Origin of the sequence: Sphingobacterium sp. UBA2480, from assembly GCF_002341965.1 — a bacterium.
GTDB lineage: Bacteria > Bacteroidota > Bacteroidia > Sphingobacteriales > Sphingobacteriaceae > Sphingobacterium > Sphingobacterium multivorum.
This window is the reverse complement of record NZ_DDPA01000010.1, coordinates 148,734-163,819: the sequence shown is the minus strand read 5'-3', so window position 1 is coordinate 163,819 and position 15,086 is coordinate 148,734. Positions and strand designations below refer to the sequence as shown.

General features: G+C 39.5%; 16 protein-coding genes. All 16 read right to left on the bottom strand.

What is annotated here, in order from left to right; genetic code table 11:
- Positions 1-3: 3 nt before the first annotated feature.
- A complete protein-coding gene (locus tag B3600_RS24620; RefSeq protein ID WP_070561635.1) occupies positions 4-1,074 on the bottom strand; it encodes a hypothetical protein in 1,071 nt (356 codons plus the stop codon).
- 13 nt (positions 1,075-1,087) lie between these two features.
- The gene (locus tag B3600_RS24615) at positions 1,088-1,603 is read right to left on the bottom strand and encodes an LptE family protein (protein ID WP_070561637.1); all 516 of its coding nucleotides are present in this window, start codon (positions 1,601-1,603) and stop codon (positions 1,088-1,090) included.
- A 9-nt stretch (positions 1,604-1,612) separates the two neighbouring features.
- A complete protein-coding gene (locus tag B3600_RS24610) occupies positions 1,613-2,887 on the bottom strand; it encodes a sigma-54 interaction domain-containing protein (protein ID WP_070561639.1) in 1,275 nt (424 codons plus the stop codon).
- A 36-nt stretch (positions 2,888-2,923) separates the two neighbouring features.
- The gene (gene miaB, locus B3600_RS24605; protein WP_286754780.1) at positions 2,924-4,360 is read right to left on the bottom strand and encodes a tRNA (N6-isopentenyl adenosine(37)-C2)-methylthiotransferase MiaB; all 1,437 of its coding nucleotides are present in this window, start codon (positions 4,358-4,360) and stop codon (positions 2,924-2,926) included.
- A 314-nt stretch (positions 4,361-4,674) separates the two neighbouring features.
- A complete protein-coding gene (locus tag B3600_RS24600; protein ID WP_172462318.1) occupies positions 4,675-5,364 on the bottom strand; it encodes an OmpA family protein in 690 nt (229 codons plus the stop codon).
- Positions 5,365-5,575: 211 nt separating this feature from the next.
- A complete protein-coding gene (locus tag B3600_RS24595) occupies positions 5,576-6,328 on the bottom strand; it encodes a hypothetical protein (RefSeq protein ID WP_286754779.1) in 753 nt (250 codons plus the stop codon).
- 205 nt (positions 6,329-6,533) lie between these two features.
- Complete coding sequence (locus B3600_RS24590) at positions 6,534-6,932, bottom strand: hypothetical protein (protein WP_070561647.1); 399 nt, start codon at positions 6,930-6,932, stop codon at positions 6,534-6,536.
- Positions 6,933-6,943: 11 nt separating this feature from the next.
- Positions 6,944-8,353 carry a 23S rRNA (uracil(1939)-C(5))-methyltransferase RlmD gene (gene rlmD / locus B3600_RS24585; protein WP_286754778.1) on the bottom strand — a complete coding sequence of 470 codons (1,410 nt, stop codon included), beginning with the start codon at positions 8,351-8,353 and terminating at the stop codon, positions 6,944-6,946.
- 424 nt (positions 8,354-8,777) lie between these two features.
- Positions 8,778-9,353, bottom strand: coding sequence for a TetR/AcrR family transcriptional regulator (locus B3600_RS24580; protein ID WP_286754777.1), 576 nt, complete (start codon positions 9,351-9,353; stop codon positions 8,778-8,780).
- Positions 9,354-9,478: 125 nt separating this feature from the next.
- Entirely contained in the window at positions 9,479-10,519 is a 1,041-nt protein-coding gene (pheS, locus tag B3600_RS24575; RefSeq protein ID WP_046674797.1) for a phenylalanine--tRNA ligase subunit alpha, read from the bottom strand.
- A 236-nt stretch (positions 10,520-10,755) separates the two neighbouring features.
- On the bottom strand, positions 10,756-11,214 hold the full coding sequence (locus B3600_RS24570) for a single-stranded DNA-binding protein (RefSeq protein WP_046674796.1): 459 nt from the start codon (positions 11,212-11,214) through the stop codon (positions 10,756-10,758).
- Between the two features lie 19 nt (positions 11,215-11,233).
- A complete protein-coding gene (gene mutY, locus B3600_RS24565) occupies positions 11,234-12,283 on the bottom strand; it encodes an A/G-specific adenine glycosylase (RefSeq protein WP_070561649.1) in 1,050 nt (349 codons plus the stop codon).
- A gap of 42 nt (positions 12,284-12,325) precedes the next feature.
- The gene (locus tag B3600_RS24560; protein ID WP_286754776.1) at positions 12,326-12,808 is read right to left on the bottom strand and encodes an urease accessory protein UreE; all 483 of its coding nucleotides are present in this window, start codon (positions 12,806-12,808) and stop codon (positions 12,326-12,328) included.
- Positions 12,801-13,742, bottom strand: a complete 942-nt coding sequence (locus B3600_RS24555; protein ID WP_286754775.1) for an urease accessory protein UreD — start codon at positions 13,740-13,742, stop codon at positions 12,801-12,803. Before B3600_RS24555 ends, B3600_RS24560 begins: the two co-directional genes overlap by 8 nt.
- A 12-nt stretch (positions 13,743-13,754) precedes the next feature.
- Complete coding sequence (gene ureG / locus B3600_RS24550; protein WP_046674969.1) at positions 13,755-14,375, bottom strand: urease accessory protein UreG; 621 nt, start codon at positions 14,373-14,375, stop codon at positions 13,755-13,757.
- Positions 14,376-14,391: 16 nt separating this feature from the next.
- Complete coding sequence (locus B3600_RS24545) at positions 14,392-15,078, bottom strand: urease accessory protein UreF (protein ID WP_286754774.1); 687 nt, start codon at positions 15,076-15,078, stop codon at positions 14,392-14,394.
- Positions 15,079-15,086 lie beyond the last annotated feature (8 nt).

Here is a 15,086-nt window from a genome sequence, read left to right as displayed (position 1 = left end):
TTATTAATTTAATTTCTTTTCTAATTCTGTTATGCGTGCCGCAAAGTAAGCATTTTTTTCTGGATATTTCAAAACTAATTTTTTGTAAACATCTATTGCTTTTGGATATAAGCCCTGTTCCACATAGATCTTTGCAAGTGTTTCGGTAACAAGTGAATGCTGATCTTCCGAACTTTTTCTAGCTTTATTCTCCAAGTCTAACTTTTCTGCTTGCAGGGGCTGAATCATAGGTTCTTCACGAATAAATTTTTCGATTACCTCGTCTGTTTTACGCGGTATTTGAAAAGAGATTGTCGTTTTAACCTCATCACTTAACTTTGCTTCAGGCGATTGTAAATGAAAGATATTCTCCCGGATCTGTTGATCGAGTAGCTGATTATCCAGCTTCTCATGAATTTTAGCAATATCGTCATTCGAGGGCGTCATTGGGCGTAATGGAGATTTTACATAGGGCTGATAGGTATCAGCATATTCTAATCTCGTCTTATGCAACCACCACAAGAAACTGTAGGGCATGGTATCATCATCATAGACCGAAACACGCTCCTGACCATCATCCATTGTATTGGCAACAGCTTCCGCTACAACAGGTGCTACTAATGCAGGTTCCTCTGAATCGACACTATTTTCTTGCTGCTGATCGTTTGACCGAAAATAATCTTTTGCAACCCCGGCTTGAATCAAACGATCCAATTCATCAACCTCAATCTTGGATAAAACTGGTTCAGCTACCGTTTCACGCTCAGCTTCAATTTCGATAGTCCCATCATCGTCGCGAAGTGCTCCATCCACTGGAATTTCATCTGACGGCATGAATACATCAGGCTCTGTCGTTGGTTTACAATGCATAAATTCATACAACCAACTCGGAGAAGATGCATAGAGCAAAGTAGACGATAAATTCTGAACTGAACTATGCTTGCCAAAAACTTTGCGTTCATAGATAAATCGCAGGCTTTGGGCATAAGGGTATTTTTCAATCAATGCTAAAACAACATCTTCCGCCACAGTGTCGGGATGATTGATTGCTTGAAAAAAAAGCTCGTTATTGGATAATGATATATTAAGATTCATCTTGGAAATAGAATTACCAATTAGCAAACGCTTTATTGTATATATCCTCAGTTAGCATTTGAATAATTTCTTTACCCAAGGTCTCTTCTTGTGCACTCTGAAGATTACCTGCAAACTCTTTAAATCGCGTAAAAGGCTGTTCAAAATCATCCTTCGGATTAATTTTATTATGATAACTAACCTTGATTGTAATCGTCAACCTATTCATCGCTGCACGATCTGTCCCAGCTTCAACAGCTGCAGGACTTATCGAATACTCTGTAATAAATCCCTCAAAGGTAGCATCACCGTCTTGATTCACCTGACTCAATCGAGATTGGTTACGGATACGTTCTTTCAGTGCCTCCGTAAAATTCTGACTTAAGGTTGGATAAACCAAAGGAGCTATATTTTCGAAATATTGAATATTAACTGTTTTCATTCCCTCAGGAATGGATCCACCAGTAAATCCATATTTTACCCCACAACTATTCATTACAAACAAAAAGATTGTGGTGAGAAAAGCATATAAAATTTTTCTTGACAACATCTGTAAACCTTAATCTAAATTTAAGTCTTTAATTTTTCTGTACAAAGTTCTTTCAGAAATCCCCAACTCTTGCGCAGCAGCTTTACGTTTACCTCGGTGCTTTTTCAGCGCTTTTTTAATCAGATCAGACTCTTTATCAACAAGCGATAAAGATTCCTCAACTTCTTGAGCATCCTGCAGGTATTCATCCTGTGCAACAGGACTTTTTAATACGTTTGTTGTATTTGCTGGAGAATGTATGGTGAGCGTTGGGGTTGTATTATAATTTTCTGGTTCTGCTTTCAATTGTGGTTCAATCTCCTGGTATAACTGATTAATGTAAGGGGAATTTTGATCAAATGTGCTCGAATCGACACCTTTCTGAATTAATTCAACCACCAGTTTTTTCAGATCAACCATATCCTTCTTCATATCAAATAAGACCTTATACAGCAAATCTCTTTCGGAGAAATCCTCTTTTCCACCATTATTTGAAGGAACTACCGCTGGCAAACTCGTTCGGGATTCATTGGGTAGATAATTTTGAAGTGTATAGGCATCGACAACGCGTTCTTTCTCCAAAACTGCAATTTGCTCCGCAACATTTTTCAGTTGACGTACGTTTCCGGGCCAGCTATAGTTGCGCAGCATATTTTGTGCATCTTCTGTCAATTGAACCCCAGGTGTACGGTATTTCTCAGAAAAATCTACAATAAACTTACGAAATAATAAGTTGATATCTTCAGGTCTTTCACGTAATGACGGTACACGCAACGGTACAGTATTCAGACGATAATAAAGATCTTCGCGAAATTTACCTTTTTGTACAGCTTCAAATACATTCACATTTGTCGCAGCAACCACACGTACATTTGTCTTCTGTACCTTGGATGACCCTACCCGTATATACTCACCTGACTCCAATACACGTAATAATCTTGCTTGCGTACCCAAAGGCAACTCACCTACTTCATCCAAAAAGATTGTTCCACCGTCAACGACCTCAAAATATCCCTTTCTGGCTTCATGGGCACCTGTAAAGGAACCCTTTTCGTGACCAAATAACTCAGAGTCAATGGTACCCTCTGGTATAGCTCCACAATTGACCGCAATAAAAGGGCCATGCTTACGTGAGCTTAATTGATGGATAATATGCGAAAAAACCTCTTTACCACTCCCACTTTCACCTTGTATTAGTACGGAGATATCAGTTGGAGCCACTTGTCGTGCAATATCAATAGCACGATTCAACAAAGGCGAATTACCAATAATTCCAAATCTATTCTTTATATCTTGGTTATCCATAAATTTCCAGTTGGAAATAAAACAATCTAAGTTTTCTTAATCAACAATCTTTCCCAATAATGTCGCAGAGGTACATGACTCGATAAGTACATTCACATAATCGCCTTGTTTAAATCGAGGATCAATTGGAAATACCACCAATGCATTTTGATCATTACGGCCACAGAAATCAAACTCAGATCTTTTCGAAAATCCCTCAACAAGCACTTTACAAACTTTGCCAATAAAATGTTGATAACGGTATAAACTATGATCGCGCTGTTTATTGATCACTTCTGTCAAACGACGTTTTTTAACATCTTCAGGAATATCATCTGCGTATCTTTTTGCCGCCAATGTACCTGGTCTTTCTGAATAAGCAAACATATAGGCGAAATCGTATTTGACATAATCCATCATAGACAATGTTTCTTGATGCTCCTCTTCTGTTTCAGTACAGAAACCTGTAATAACATCTGTGGAAATAGCACAATCCGGAATAATACGACGGATGGCATCGACACGCTCCATATACCATTCACGGTCATAGGTACGGTTCATTAATTCCAATACTCTAGAGTTCCCTGATTGAACTGGCAAGTGAATATAATTACAGATGTTTTCATGCGAAGCGATTGCATATAAAACTTCATCTGTAATATCTTTTGGATGGGAAGTAGAGAAGCGAATACGTAAAAGCGGGCTGATTTCAGCAACCATTGTAAGCAAGCTAGCAAATGTTATGGTTTCACCCGGTTCCTCCCCTTCAGCTACTGGAGCAGTATATTTATACGAATCCACATTTTGTCCCAACAACGTAACCTCCTTATATCCTGCATTGAAAAGATCTTGGGCTTCCTTCACGATAGATTGTGGATCACGACTACGTTCACGTCCACGTGTAAAAGGAACAACACAAAAAGAACACATATTGTCGCAACCGCGCATAATCGAAATAAAAGCTGTCACACCGTTCGAGTTTAAACGGACAGGATTAATATCGGCATACGTTTCCTCCCGAGATAATAAAACGTTTACAGCTTTAGCTCCATCGTCAACTTTATCAATCAAATTTGGTAGATCGCGATAAGCATCTGGCCCCACCACGACATCCACCAACTTTTCTTCTTCTAAAAATTTCGATTTCAAACGCTCCGCCATACAGCCCAGCACACCAACGATCATTCCGGGATTTTTTGCTTTAGCAACTTCAAATTCCTTTAGACGATTGCGTACCCGCTGTTCTGCATTTTCGCGGATTGAACAGGTATTAATAAAAACCACATCAGCTTCCTGATAATTCTTGGTTGTTTCAAATCCCTTATCCAACAAAATAGAAGCAACAATCTCACTATCCGAAAAATTCATCTGGCAACCGTAACTTTCAATATACAGTTTGCGTCCATTACTTAAAATCGGATCCTGTTCTAATAATAATGCCTCACCCTGACGAGATTCGTCGTGTTCCTTAGTGGTATGTGTTAAATCTAGCATAGCTCGATATTCAATAGAATATAATTTTTATTATTTTCGATGGAATAACTAATGCAAATACTCATCTTTTGCTGATCTGATTTCAAGCCCTTAGTTATTTCAAAGACTACAAAGTTAGAAATTTAAATCCATATAATGACAGTTTGTCAGACAGAAATATGGTTTATACTTTGTCAAATTTTAGGCGTAAATGGGCCGTATAAAAATTCGGACGGCTGTATTCCACAAAAAAAGCGCTGAATTTATCAGCGCTTTTTCTATGATTCGCAATCAAGTCAAACAGACTCCGAAAAGACCAAAGTCCTGAATCAGATTTATTGACCTGCTTGTTGTTTTGCTTCTTTCTTCATTTGATCACCTGCCACAATCACGATTTCAACACGACGATTTTGAGCACGTCCTGCTTCCGTATCGTTACTTGCAATTGGCTCAGAGAAGTTTCTACCTTCAGTTCTAATACGCGAAGACGCTAAGCCTTTAGATACCGCAAATGCACGTACAGAATTTGCGCGGTCCAAAGACACTTTTTCATTCGCAGCCAACGTACCTACATTATCTGTATGTCCGATAACCAGGATTTCAGTACCTTGTTCTTTGTTCAAGGTTGTTACCAAATTTGCGATATTATCTTTAGCTGATGCTTTTAAATCTGATTTATTGAAATCGAATAAAATACCTGAATCAAACTTAACCACGATTCCTTCCGCAGATTGTGTAACTTCCGCGCCTTCAACAGTTTTAGAAATCTCAGCGGCTTGCTTATCCATTTTTTTACCGATCAATACACCTGCAGCACCACCAATGGCAGCACCAGCCAAAGTACCTATTGCCGTATTACCAGCTTTACCTCCGATCAATGCACCCAATGCACCACCGGCAACACCACCGATTACGCCGCCTTTAGTTGTATTATTTGTATTTTGGATGGTAGAACAACTTCCAAATAACATAGCTGAGGTTGCAACTGTCAAACCTAATACAGCCAATTTTCTATTCATTTTCATATGTATGCTATCTAAGACTTTTAATATTCCAATTAAATACCGGTCTACTAAAATCAAACAAAGTGCCAAAAGATATTTTTATCAACTTTTTTGTTACAAAACACGAAAAAAGGCCCTTAAAACTTCCGAAAATGACGTTGATACGCTACAAAATTTTAAATCACCTTTTCCGACCTTACAATCAGCTAACAGTAACAAAAGCAAAATGTTTTTATTTTTCTTGAGTCTTTACTTCAATATCAGGTAAAAGAGCCCCTTTAGGCCTTCCCTTGGCATTAAAGTCGTCCATAGACTGCTGTACGTAATGCATTAGATCGTACTGTCCCCAATGCTCAGCAAGATCAAACGATGGACGATAGCGTATCATAAAAGCATCTAATTCTGTACTATCCAGTTTCGTCAGGTTTTTAACAGCCTCCCGAGAAAAAATACGATCAACTTGCAACTCATCCTTCTCCCTATCCATAAAACGCCCAAAGCGTTTGGCGTTCTTGGCTTCCCGTCCAAAAAGATTATAAAGCGCTGTTGCCGGGCTACCCAGATAGGTCCCGAACTTATTTTTACCCCCATTATAAACGCCCTTTTTAGCGTAATTACTCATGGCATCATTTAATTCGGCCTCCTTTGTTTTTCGTTCAACGATGACAGTCTCCAATCGGATACCTTCTTGCAACTCCACATAAAACTCGTTCAGGTTGGTCAGCACAGTTTTAACCGGTGAATACCCAACTTTTGTAAAAGACAAGGAATCTCCTACCGATGCATCAATCGTAAAAACACCAAAAGAGTTACTCAACGTAGACCTGTGTGTACGCATATTAAGCACCACAGCATCTCCAATGCGATTACCGTTACCTTTTTGCAGCACCATCCCCGAAACCTTCTGCAACTGTTGCGCAGTAGCACCGAAATAGGTGAATAACAGTAAAAAAAGCCCTAATATATGTATCTTTATTATTTTCATCCTAATATTTCTCTTCAATTACCCCAATTGGTTTCAGTGCGATTGTGATTCTCAACAATTTTATTGGGTCAAACATTTATTTCCGCAAGAACAGTTTATAATTTATTTCAATTTATTAATTCCCTGTTACACCTAACCTACTTTGCTAAAAGTAGTAATAGTTTGACACTTGTACTGTTAAAAAAGTTTAAATATTCTTTGTTGATCACTTGTATGGATAAAAAACAAAATTAGCGCCTTCCGCAACGACAACAAATAAGCACATATAGTCTTTCGCAGGTTTATAGTTCTGAATAAAAGAAGCCTTACGATCTTCTTGAATAATATCCATTTCTACAAACTCTTCCAATGTAGAGGCATTTATACTCCATTTTGTTTCCAATTCTTTACGATCCAATATCAGTTCACCAACAGAAACTTCATGCTGATGTGCAACAAAAATAGGATAGTCAGAATAACCTTCTTCAACAATCTCCTGCGCTACCTCACGGATTGATTCACTATAAAAATCGAGATCTACCTGCAAACTCTTCAATGGACTTTGCGCTGTAGACGCTGTATTTTCTTCTCTTGCAGATCCTGCAAATAAATCTTCTACTTCCATATGGTATCCTATTACTTCTTTAACTCCAATAAAACGACATTCTCAACGTGTTGCGTATGCGGAAACATATCTACCGGCTTGATCCGCTTCACCTCATATTTTTCGCCTAACAACACCAAATCGCGGGCCTGTGTAGCAGCATTACAACTGACATATACAATACGCGGCGATTCCATTTCTAACAAACGCGCTACAACGTCAGCGTGCATTCCTGCACGTGGTGGATCGGTAATAACCACATCCGGTTTACCGTGTTCGGCGATAAAGGAAGGGGTCAACACATCTTTCATATCACCGGCGTAAAACTTTGTATTCGTGATATCATTGATCGACGAATTCACTTTAGCGTCCTCAATGGCAGTGGGAACATACTCTACACCCACAACTTCTCTTGCCTTCTTAGCGACAAAGTTTGCAATTGTACCTGCTCCTGTATACAAATCATACACCAGCTCATCCCCCTTTAAATTGGCAAAGTCACGTGTGATTTTATACAGCTCATACGCTTGTGCAGAGTTTGTTTGATAGAACGACTTAGGCCCTACTTTGTAACGCAAGCCCTCCATCTCCTCATAGATAAAGTCACGACCGGCATATACATGAATATCCTGGTCGAAGATTGTATCATTGCGTTTCTGGTTTACGATATATAACAGGGAAGCGACTTGAGGAAACTTTTCTTTAACAAATTCCATCAACAACTCAACCTGTCCTTCTTCAGGATATGCAAACACAACGATCACCATCATCTCCCCGGTAGACGAGATACGGATAATCAAATTGCGCAATACACCGGTGTGTTCACGCAGATCGTAGAACGTCATACCTTGACTAAGCGCAAAATCACGAATGCTGTTGCGAACTTCATTTGACGGATCTTCTTGCAAAAAACAATGATCAATATCTAAAATCTTATCAAAACGCCCTGGCACGTGAAAACCCAGTGCATTCATTTCCAATTGGGACGCATCTTCATCAACCGAAGTCAACCATTTTTTGTTGGAAAATGTATATTCTAATTTATTTCTATAGTATTCCGTTTGCGCAGAGCCCAAGATACTTTCCATCGCTGAAGTATCCACTTTCCCAATACGCGATAGGGCATTATCGACAGATTGTTGCTTGAATTTTAATTGAGCATCATAGGTCATATGCTGCCATTTACATCCACCACACACACCGAAATGTTCACAAAACGGATCTACGCGATAAGATGAAGCCTTTTTTAAACTGGTTACCCGAGCTTCCGCAAAATTCTTTTTCTTGCGCATAAGCTCCACGTCAACAACATCACCGGGAACAGCTTTTTCTACAAACAAAACCAAATCTTCGGTTTTTCCAACACCTCTACCCTCTTCGGCAATATCAATGATGGCAATATCTTTCAAGAACTTTTTCTCTTGCGGAATTCTTCTACTCATAGGGTGCAAAAATACAAATTTATACCGATTTTTCATCTGCATAAATGATTTATAGCCATTGATTATCACTGGCATAAACGAGTACCTGACGGGTATGATAAGTTTCAAGCGAATAGAATACGGGGATCAGATTCGGACATTGTTCGTACCTTATTCGGATGCGATACAGATTGTGTACCAATACTGACCAGATTCTGACCTGACTCTAAACAGGAATTATCTGTTCAGAGTCAGGTCAATAATAGTTGCAAGAGTGTTCATCTCCGAAGGTGGTACGAACACAATACGAATACAACCCGGCAACAGCATGAACGTTGCAGAGCATCATAAAAAAGTGAGCATGCAAAAAAGATAAGATGTAAACCTTTTTCAGGAATGGACATAACGTCGCGAATTAGAAAGGGATGCGCGCGTTATAACAACTTTACTGAACTGTTGCCTGAACAAGATAAGGAAGGATTTCTTTCTGAAATGAAATAAAGTTTTTCCGCACATCGGCATCTGAGACAGCCGTAAAAGCAAAAGAAAACACAATACTTTTACTGGACTTGATCAAAAAGGTTAGCTTCTCTTCGCTAATCGCTTCATTTATCTTTTCATTCTGAATGAATGTACTTAAGAGCAGAAACTCCAAATCATCAGACAGCGTTTTTAAATATTCTTGTGCGTTTGCAGATTCCCGGATAAATTCCCAGCCGATCAATTCATTGCAAGCCGTATAGGTCAGTCGGCTTACCCGCAATATTGTAGACGCCAAAAACGAAGCCATATCATCTTCATATTTGGTTGTTTTCAAAATATCCTGCAGACTCGCACGAAGATAATCCATGAGAATGGCATGCAGGATCATTTCTTTACTATCAAAATACTTGTACACTGTCGCCTTCGCAATCTTAGCTTTTTTTGCCAATGTGTTCACACTGGTTTTATGATAGCCATTTTGACGAAAGAGCTCACGTGCTGTTCTTTTTATGGATTCAATAATATAATCTGGTTCCATATACGTTAGATCGTACGAATGTTGAAAGTCATCTACAAAGCCTAAAGACCAAAAAGCATCACATTGTTCTCTTGCCTAGTTATCGTAGAGAATAATGTGATGCCACAATCTTTACAATGAATAATTTATATTAATTCAGTCTCAAATTGAGACAAGAAACGTGTGTCATTTTCTGAGAAAAGACGTAAGTCTTTAATCACATATTTAAGGTTTGTGATACGTTCTATTCCCATACCAAAAGCAAAACCAGAATACTTTTTACTATCGATACCACAGTTATCAAGCACGTTAGGATCGACCATACCGCAACCTAAAATTTCTACCCAGCCAGAGTACTTACACAAGTTACACCCTGCCCCCTTGCAGATTGTACAGGAGATATCCATTTCGGCCGAAGGTTCAGTGAAAGGAAAATAGGACGGACGGAAACGCACTTTGGTACCTTCACCATACATCTCTTGAACAAAATGATATAACGTTTGTTTCAAATCGGCAAAAGAAACATTTTCGTCTACATATAAACCTTCTACCTGATGAAAGAAACAGTGCGCACGGGCTGATATAGCTTCATTTCTATAAACACGTCCAGGCATTATCGCACGAAATGGCGGTTTACCGGCTTCCATTAAACGCACCTGAACCGAAGAGGTGTGCGTTCTCAATGTAATGTCATTACCTTCTTGTTTTTTGATAAAGAAAGTATCTTGCATATCACGCGCAGGATGTTCCGGCGGAAAATTTAGTGCGGAGAAATTATGCCAATCATCTTCAATTTCCGGACCTTCTGATACAATAAAGCCTAATTTCTTGAAAATTTCAACAATTTCTTTACGAACTAAAGAGATGGGATGTCTAGACCCCAGCTGAAAACCTTGACCAGGCAATGTTAAATCACCCGCTAGTTCCTGGGATTTTTGCTTCTCACCAGACCCGAACTTTTCTTGTGCTTCTTTGAATGTATTTTCTGCTAACTGCTTAAATTCATTCAACACTTTTCCCAAAGTACGCTTCTCTTCAGGCGTAACTGTTTTGAATTCATCAAAAAGATTTTTCACAATCCCTTTGGAAACCAAAAACTTCAATCTGAAATTTTCTACATCGGCTGAAGAAGCTGGCGCAAATGCCTTAATCTCTTCAGTATACTGCGTAATTCTATCTTGCAACATAATTAGAGCAAACATAGCCAAAATTTCCACCAAAAAGAAATTTTGAACTTCGACCGGGCATTAAAAACATCACAACAGAAACAGCATGCTCGCTTGGGAGAAAGGAATCAGATTATACGGCTAAAACGCTGATAAAACAAAAGAGCGGGCTTAGTTGCCTGCTCTTTTGTTTTATCGATGATTTTACAATAGTTATTATACATGTAAAGTTTTTACATAATCTCAAATTCTTCAGCTTAAAATGGTAATGGATTATCCTCCTGATCATTCTCCGTAAAATCGACCTCCACTTCCTTATCTTCGACTTTTTGCGCCTGCGTGTTTGCTGTATTACCAGCACTTACACCAGCATTCGGTTCAAAATCCGATTTACGACCTAAAAGCGTGAAGGTTTCAGCGACAACCTCTGTAGCATATCGTCTAATACCCTCCTTATCCTCATAAGTACGCGTCCGCAGTCGACCTTCAATATAAACTAACTTCCCCTTTGTTAGATATTTTACAGCCACGTCAGCCAGACCTCGCCACATTACAATATTGTGCCATTCGGTTTGTTCTACTCTTTTCCCGTCTTTGTTATACGTTTCTGATGTTGCCAATGGAAAACTGGCAACAGAGACATTACCTTCTAAATAGCGAATTTCGGGATCTTTTCCAAGATGTCCCACTAAAATGACTTTGTTAACTCCTGACATAATTTAAAAGCATAAATGGTTAAAAATTTGACCTTTCCAAAAAGGTAAAGATCAACTTGTGTTTAGCTAATTTATCTAAATCTTTTAGAAATACATAATCCCAATTGGATTTTTTTTGAATTAGATCGCCTTTTAACCGCACCTCAAAAAATGTCGCGTAGATATTCTGATGACTCAGGATATGTTTTGTCTGCTGCTGTAAAACATAAAGTTGTGCATCGGGGCCGAAACAGGAAATAAACCACTCATCGCTAAGAACATCCGGAATAGACAAGCTGTAGTTAGACTCCAAAAGCGGAAACTCATATAGGTTCTGCCAAACGTCACTTGCACCGCGTTTGGACATCAGTATCCGATCGTTGTCCTTCAAGATAAAATAATTAAAGTATCTATCTTTACTTGCCTTAGCTTTAAGCTTTACAGGCAACTGCTCTACCTGCCCCTGACTCAGCGCATAACAGGAAGGACGAAACATACAGAATTCACATAAAGGCAGCTTGGGCTTACAATGGGTAGCCCCAAAATCCATAATTGCCTGATTATACAATGCCGGGTGTTTACGATCAAGATTTTCTTTAGCGATAGCTGTAAAAATCTTCTTTCCTTCTGTAGAATTGATAGGTGTTTCTATGCCATAGTATCGCGCTAGTACACGAAACACATTTCCATCCAATACCGCCTGGGCTTCATCGTTCGCAAAAGAAGATATCGCCGCAGCAGTATACTCACCTATTCCAGGAAGCGTAATTAATGTTTGATAATCTACCGGAAAGACACCCTGATACTGATCGCGAACAATTCGGGCAGCCTTATGCATGTTCCGTCCTCGAGAATAATAACCCAGACCTTGCCAAAGATGGAGAATATCATCTTCTTCTGCATTCGCAAATTCCACAACATTCTTAAATCGCTCGACAAAACGTACATAATAGGGTAAGCCCTGTTCGACACGAGTCTGTTGCAGAATAATTTCAGAAAGCCATATTTTGTAGGCATCTTTTGTTTCTCGCCACGGCAGATCTCGTTTATGCTGTCGATACCATGCTTGCAATTCCTCGCCAAATTTCATAGCGACAAAAATGCGCAATTTTTCGCTAAAACCAGCATTTCATCATTCGAGGATAGGCCTACGAATGTAGGTAATCTGCTCATCAGGTTCCAAAATCGTATTTTCCAACGTGATAAAGCCCTTGTATTTTTCTTTTAGCGCCTGATAGAGACGTCCGTCATAGGAAACAGCAAATCGCCCATCTACTTTGAGATAAACCGGCAGATGCCGATTGCCCACGTCGAAGCAGAACTCGCCCACAACTGATAGATTCTGACAATCCAACAATACACAAAGACAAGGTAAAATGTTGACCTGGATAAATAAATCACCGCGATGATAAATACACTGTCCTGAACGCAGTGCGCTGCTATCATCGCGCTGTATGCGCACCAGATTACCCTTTCTTGTTTTTCGCTGGATAACGCGCTTATTTACTTCATAATAGGAAAGATCCAAAATATCTGAATCGCGGCCCAGCTTCAATTGGTCAAAATCAGGGATAACATCAATCCATATCTCCTCGTGCAGGCTCTCCTTATGCATAGTTAGTTCCTTCCACCACGACAGCTTCCATCAACTCGGGCTTACTTTTTCGACGGGGTTTGCGCTGTTTAATGACGCTGATTTCCTCGGCCTTCAATTTCTCATCTTCCGCTATCGCTTCAACTGTTGTCTCTTCCTTCTTTTCAGAAAGCTTATGTTGTGTAAAATCCCAACACAATTGGCCCAACATGTGTAAGAAGTCGTACAATAACTCTCCATCAGTACCCAAAGCACGCAGGATAACCACATCTTTTGAAGCCTGTGTAAAACCGTACGAAATATCGTTGTATTCGACAGTTAAGATTTCATCCAATTCATATTTTAATTCTTGCGCAAAAAGAGACGAGAACACAAAAGTGGCCTGATGGGTGTATCCCTCAAAAAACAACATCTTCTGTATCGGCTGACTTTTGGGCCGCAAAACCTGATTGTCAATAAAAGACAGTTTACCATTTCTAAAAATCTTGGTTTGCGTATGCAGACTATCAAACTCAAATGCCTCTTTCATGTGGATTCTACCCACACTAATAATATCCCCCCACATCAAAACCGCATCTTCAGCCAAGTGAATATGATTGCTAGCCTTGAAAATAGAATCCTTAAACGGCGTTACTGGATGTGGAATATAATGAAATAGGCCTCCGGCATCCACATGCACATCCGTATGTTGCTTTGCTCCCGTTTTCATGGGGTGAAGCTTATTGAAGGACTGTGTAAAAAGCTTCAATTGTGCATCTTTTTTCACACGAACATCAATATGCAAATAATCCGTATCCATAATACCAGGCGATGCACTCATGATGATCATTTCCAAATGGTTGGTCAATCCTGCCGCGCCATAATGCGTTAGTTTATAAGGTGCATTATGATAACTCTCCTTCAATCTGCTTCTGCCGTCCTCTTTGGCAACATTTAATACGATTTTGCTATCCATATACGATAAAATTTAGCCTACAGGCTCCAACAAAGCATACTTTTTGATCCATGATTTTACATCTTCCAAACCTTCTAAAGTCATTAAGTTTGTAAAAATAAATGGTCGTTCACCGCGCATGCGGATGGTGTCCTGACGCATCACTTCCAAGTCGGCATTTACATAAGGGGCAAGGTCTATTTTATTGATCAACAACAGATCCGAGCGCGTAATACCTGGCCCGCCTTTACGTGGCATTTTTTCGCCTTCAGCAACATCAAGAACGAATATGGTCAAATCGGCTAGATCCGGACTAAACGTGGCTGTCAGATTATCACCCCCACTTTCAACAAATATCAGTTCCACATCCTCAAAACGATGCGCTAATTCTTCTACAGCTTCAATATTCATCGAAGCATCTTCACGGATTGCCGTATGCGGGCAACCTCCTGTTTCAACACCAATAATACGTTCAGCGGGCAGTGCCGAATTCTGCTGTAGATACATCGCGTCCTCACGCGTATAAATATCATTCGTTACAACACAAATACTATAATCTGCCGACATCGAACGTGTCAACCGTTCAATAAGTGCCGTCTTGCCAGAGCCCACAGGACCAGCAACACCAATTTTCACGTAATTTCTCTTAGACATCTTTATTTCAATTTTTTTACGAAATGTAAATTCTCGTGTATAATTTTTCATGTTGCATGCATCGAATATCCTGAGCGATACAACAATTTCCAATCAGATCCTCATCCAGTTCGGGCTGCAATCCGACCAATTTATTAATCAAGAGCTGCAGTTTAAACAAAATCTGCTGTGCATCCATTTGGCTAATGGGAACCAGTTTGGCACAATTCGTCATAATACCATTCAAAGAATTATAATAAAAAGCGCTCAGTGCGTCTGCATAACTAATTTCCTGTGCGTGGGCAAACATGGCAAATGCCATTGCATAGTGACCATGCAGTTCTTGCGCATTGATAGCCTTTAGATAAGCCGAACAACGCTTGACCGGTTTTAACTTTTCTGTTAATTTCAAAAACCGTATTCCCAATTTTTTACTGGCATCCCGAATCTCATAAGGGGCTTTGAAAGCAGTAATCAATGCATCCAGTTCAGCGATCTTTTTCCTGGTTGCTCTTGATTCACACAATTGCCAGGCCTTATGAAAAAAAGCGGCATCGTTGTAATAGAAGCTATGCTCCAATAAAGTCTGTGCATATTCTTTTGCTGTTTTAGCATCATGTACAATCTCTTTATTGATATAGGTTTCCAAGCCGTAGGAATGTGTGAAGCCTCCAATCGGAAATACAGAGTCGTTAATCTGCATTAATGTCAACAATGGATTCATATGTAATC

Excerpts from the sequence above, each read along its gene's own strand:
- B3600_RS24620 (WP_070561635.1), bottom strand. The coding sequence starts at position 1,074 with ATGAATCTTAATATATCATTATCCAATAACGAGCTTTTTTTTCAAGCA.
- B3600_RS24615 (WP_070561637.1), bottom strand. The coding sequence starts at position 1,603 with ATGTTGTCAAGAAAAATTTTATATGCTTTTCTCACCACAATCTTTTTG.
- B3600_RS24610 (WP_070561639.1), bottom strand. The coding sequence starts at position 2,887 with ATGGATAACCAAGATATAAAGAATAGATTTGGAATTATTGGTAATTCG.
- miaB (WP_286754780.1), bottom strand. The coding sequence starts at position 4,360 with ATGCTAGATTTAACACATACCACTAAGGAACACGACGAATCTCGTCAG.
- B3600_RS24600 (WP_172462318.1), bottom strand. The coding sequence starts at position 5,364 with ATGAAAATGAATAGAAAATTGGCTGTATTAGGTTTGACAGTTGCAACC.
- B3600_RS24595 (WP_286754779.1), bottom strand. The coding sequence starts at position 6,328 with ATGAAAATAATAAAGATACATATATTAGGGCTTTTTTTACTGTTATTC.
- B3600_RS24590 (WP_070561647.1), bottom strand. The coding sequence starts at position 6,932 with ATGGAAGTAGAAGATTTATTTGCAGGATCTGCAAGAGAAGAAAATACA.
- rlmD (WP_286754778.1), bottom strand. The coding sequence starts at position 8,353 with ATGAGTAGAAGAATTCCGCAAGAGAAAAAGTTCTTGAAAGATATTGCC.
- B3600_RS24580 (WP_286754777.1), bottom strand. The coding sequence starts at position 9,353 with ATGGAACCAGATTATATTATTGAATCCATAAAAAGAACAGCACGTGAG.
- pheS (WP_046674797.1), bottom strand. The coding sequence starts at position 10,519 with ATGTTGCAAGATAGAATTACGCAGTATACTGAAGAGATTAAGGCATTT.
- B3600_RS24570 (WP_046674796.1), bottom strand. The coding sequence starts at position 11,214 with ATGTCAGGAGTTAACAAAGTCATTTTAGTGGGACATCTTGGAAAAGAT.
- mutY (WP_070561649.1), bottom strand. The coding sequence starts at position 12,283 with ATGAAATTTGGCGAGGAATTGCAAGCATGGTATCGACAGCATAAACGA.
- B3600_RS24560 (WP_286754776.1), bottom strand. The coding sequence starts at position 12,808 with ATGCATAAGGAGAGCCTGCACGAGGAGATATGGATTGATGTTATCCCT.
- B3600_RS24555 (WP_286754775.1), bottom strand. The coding sequence starts at position 13,742 with ATGGATAGCAAAATCGTATTAAATGTTGCCAAAGAGGACGGCAGAAGC.
- ureG (WP_046674969.1), bottom strand. The coding sequence starts at position 14,375 with ATGTCTAAGAGAAATTACGTGAAAATTGGTGTTGCTGGTCCTGTGGGC.
- B3600_RS24545 (WP_286754774.1), bottom strand. The coding sequence starts at position 15,078 with ATGAATCCATTGTTGACATTAATGCAGATTAACGACTCTGTATTTCCG.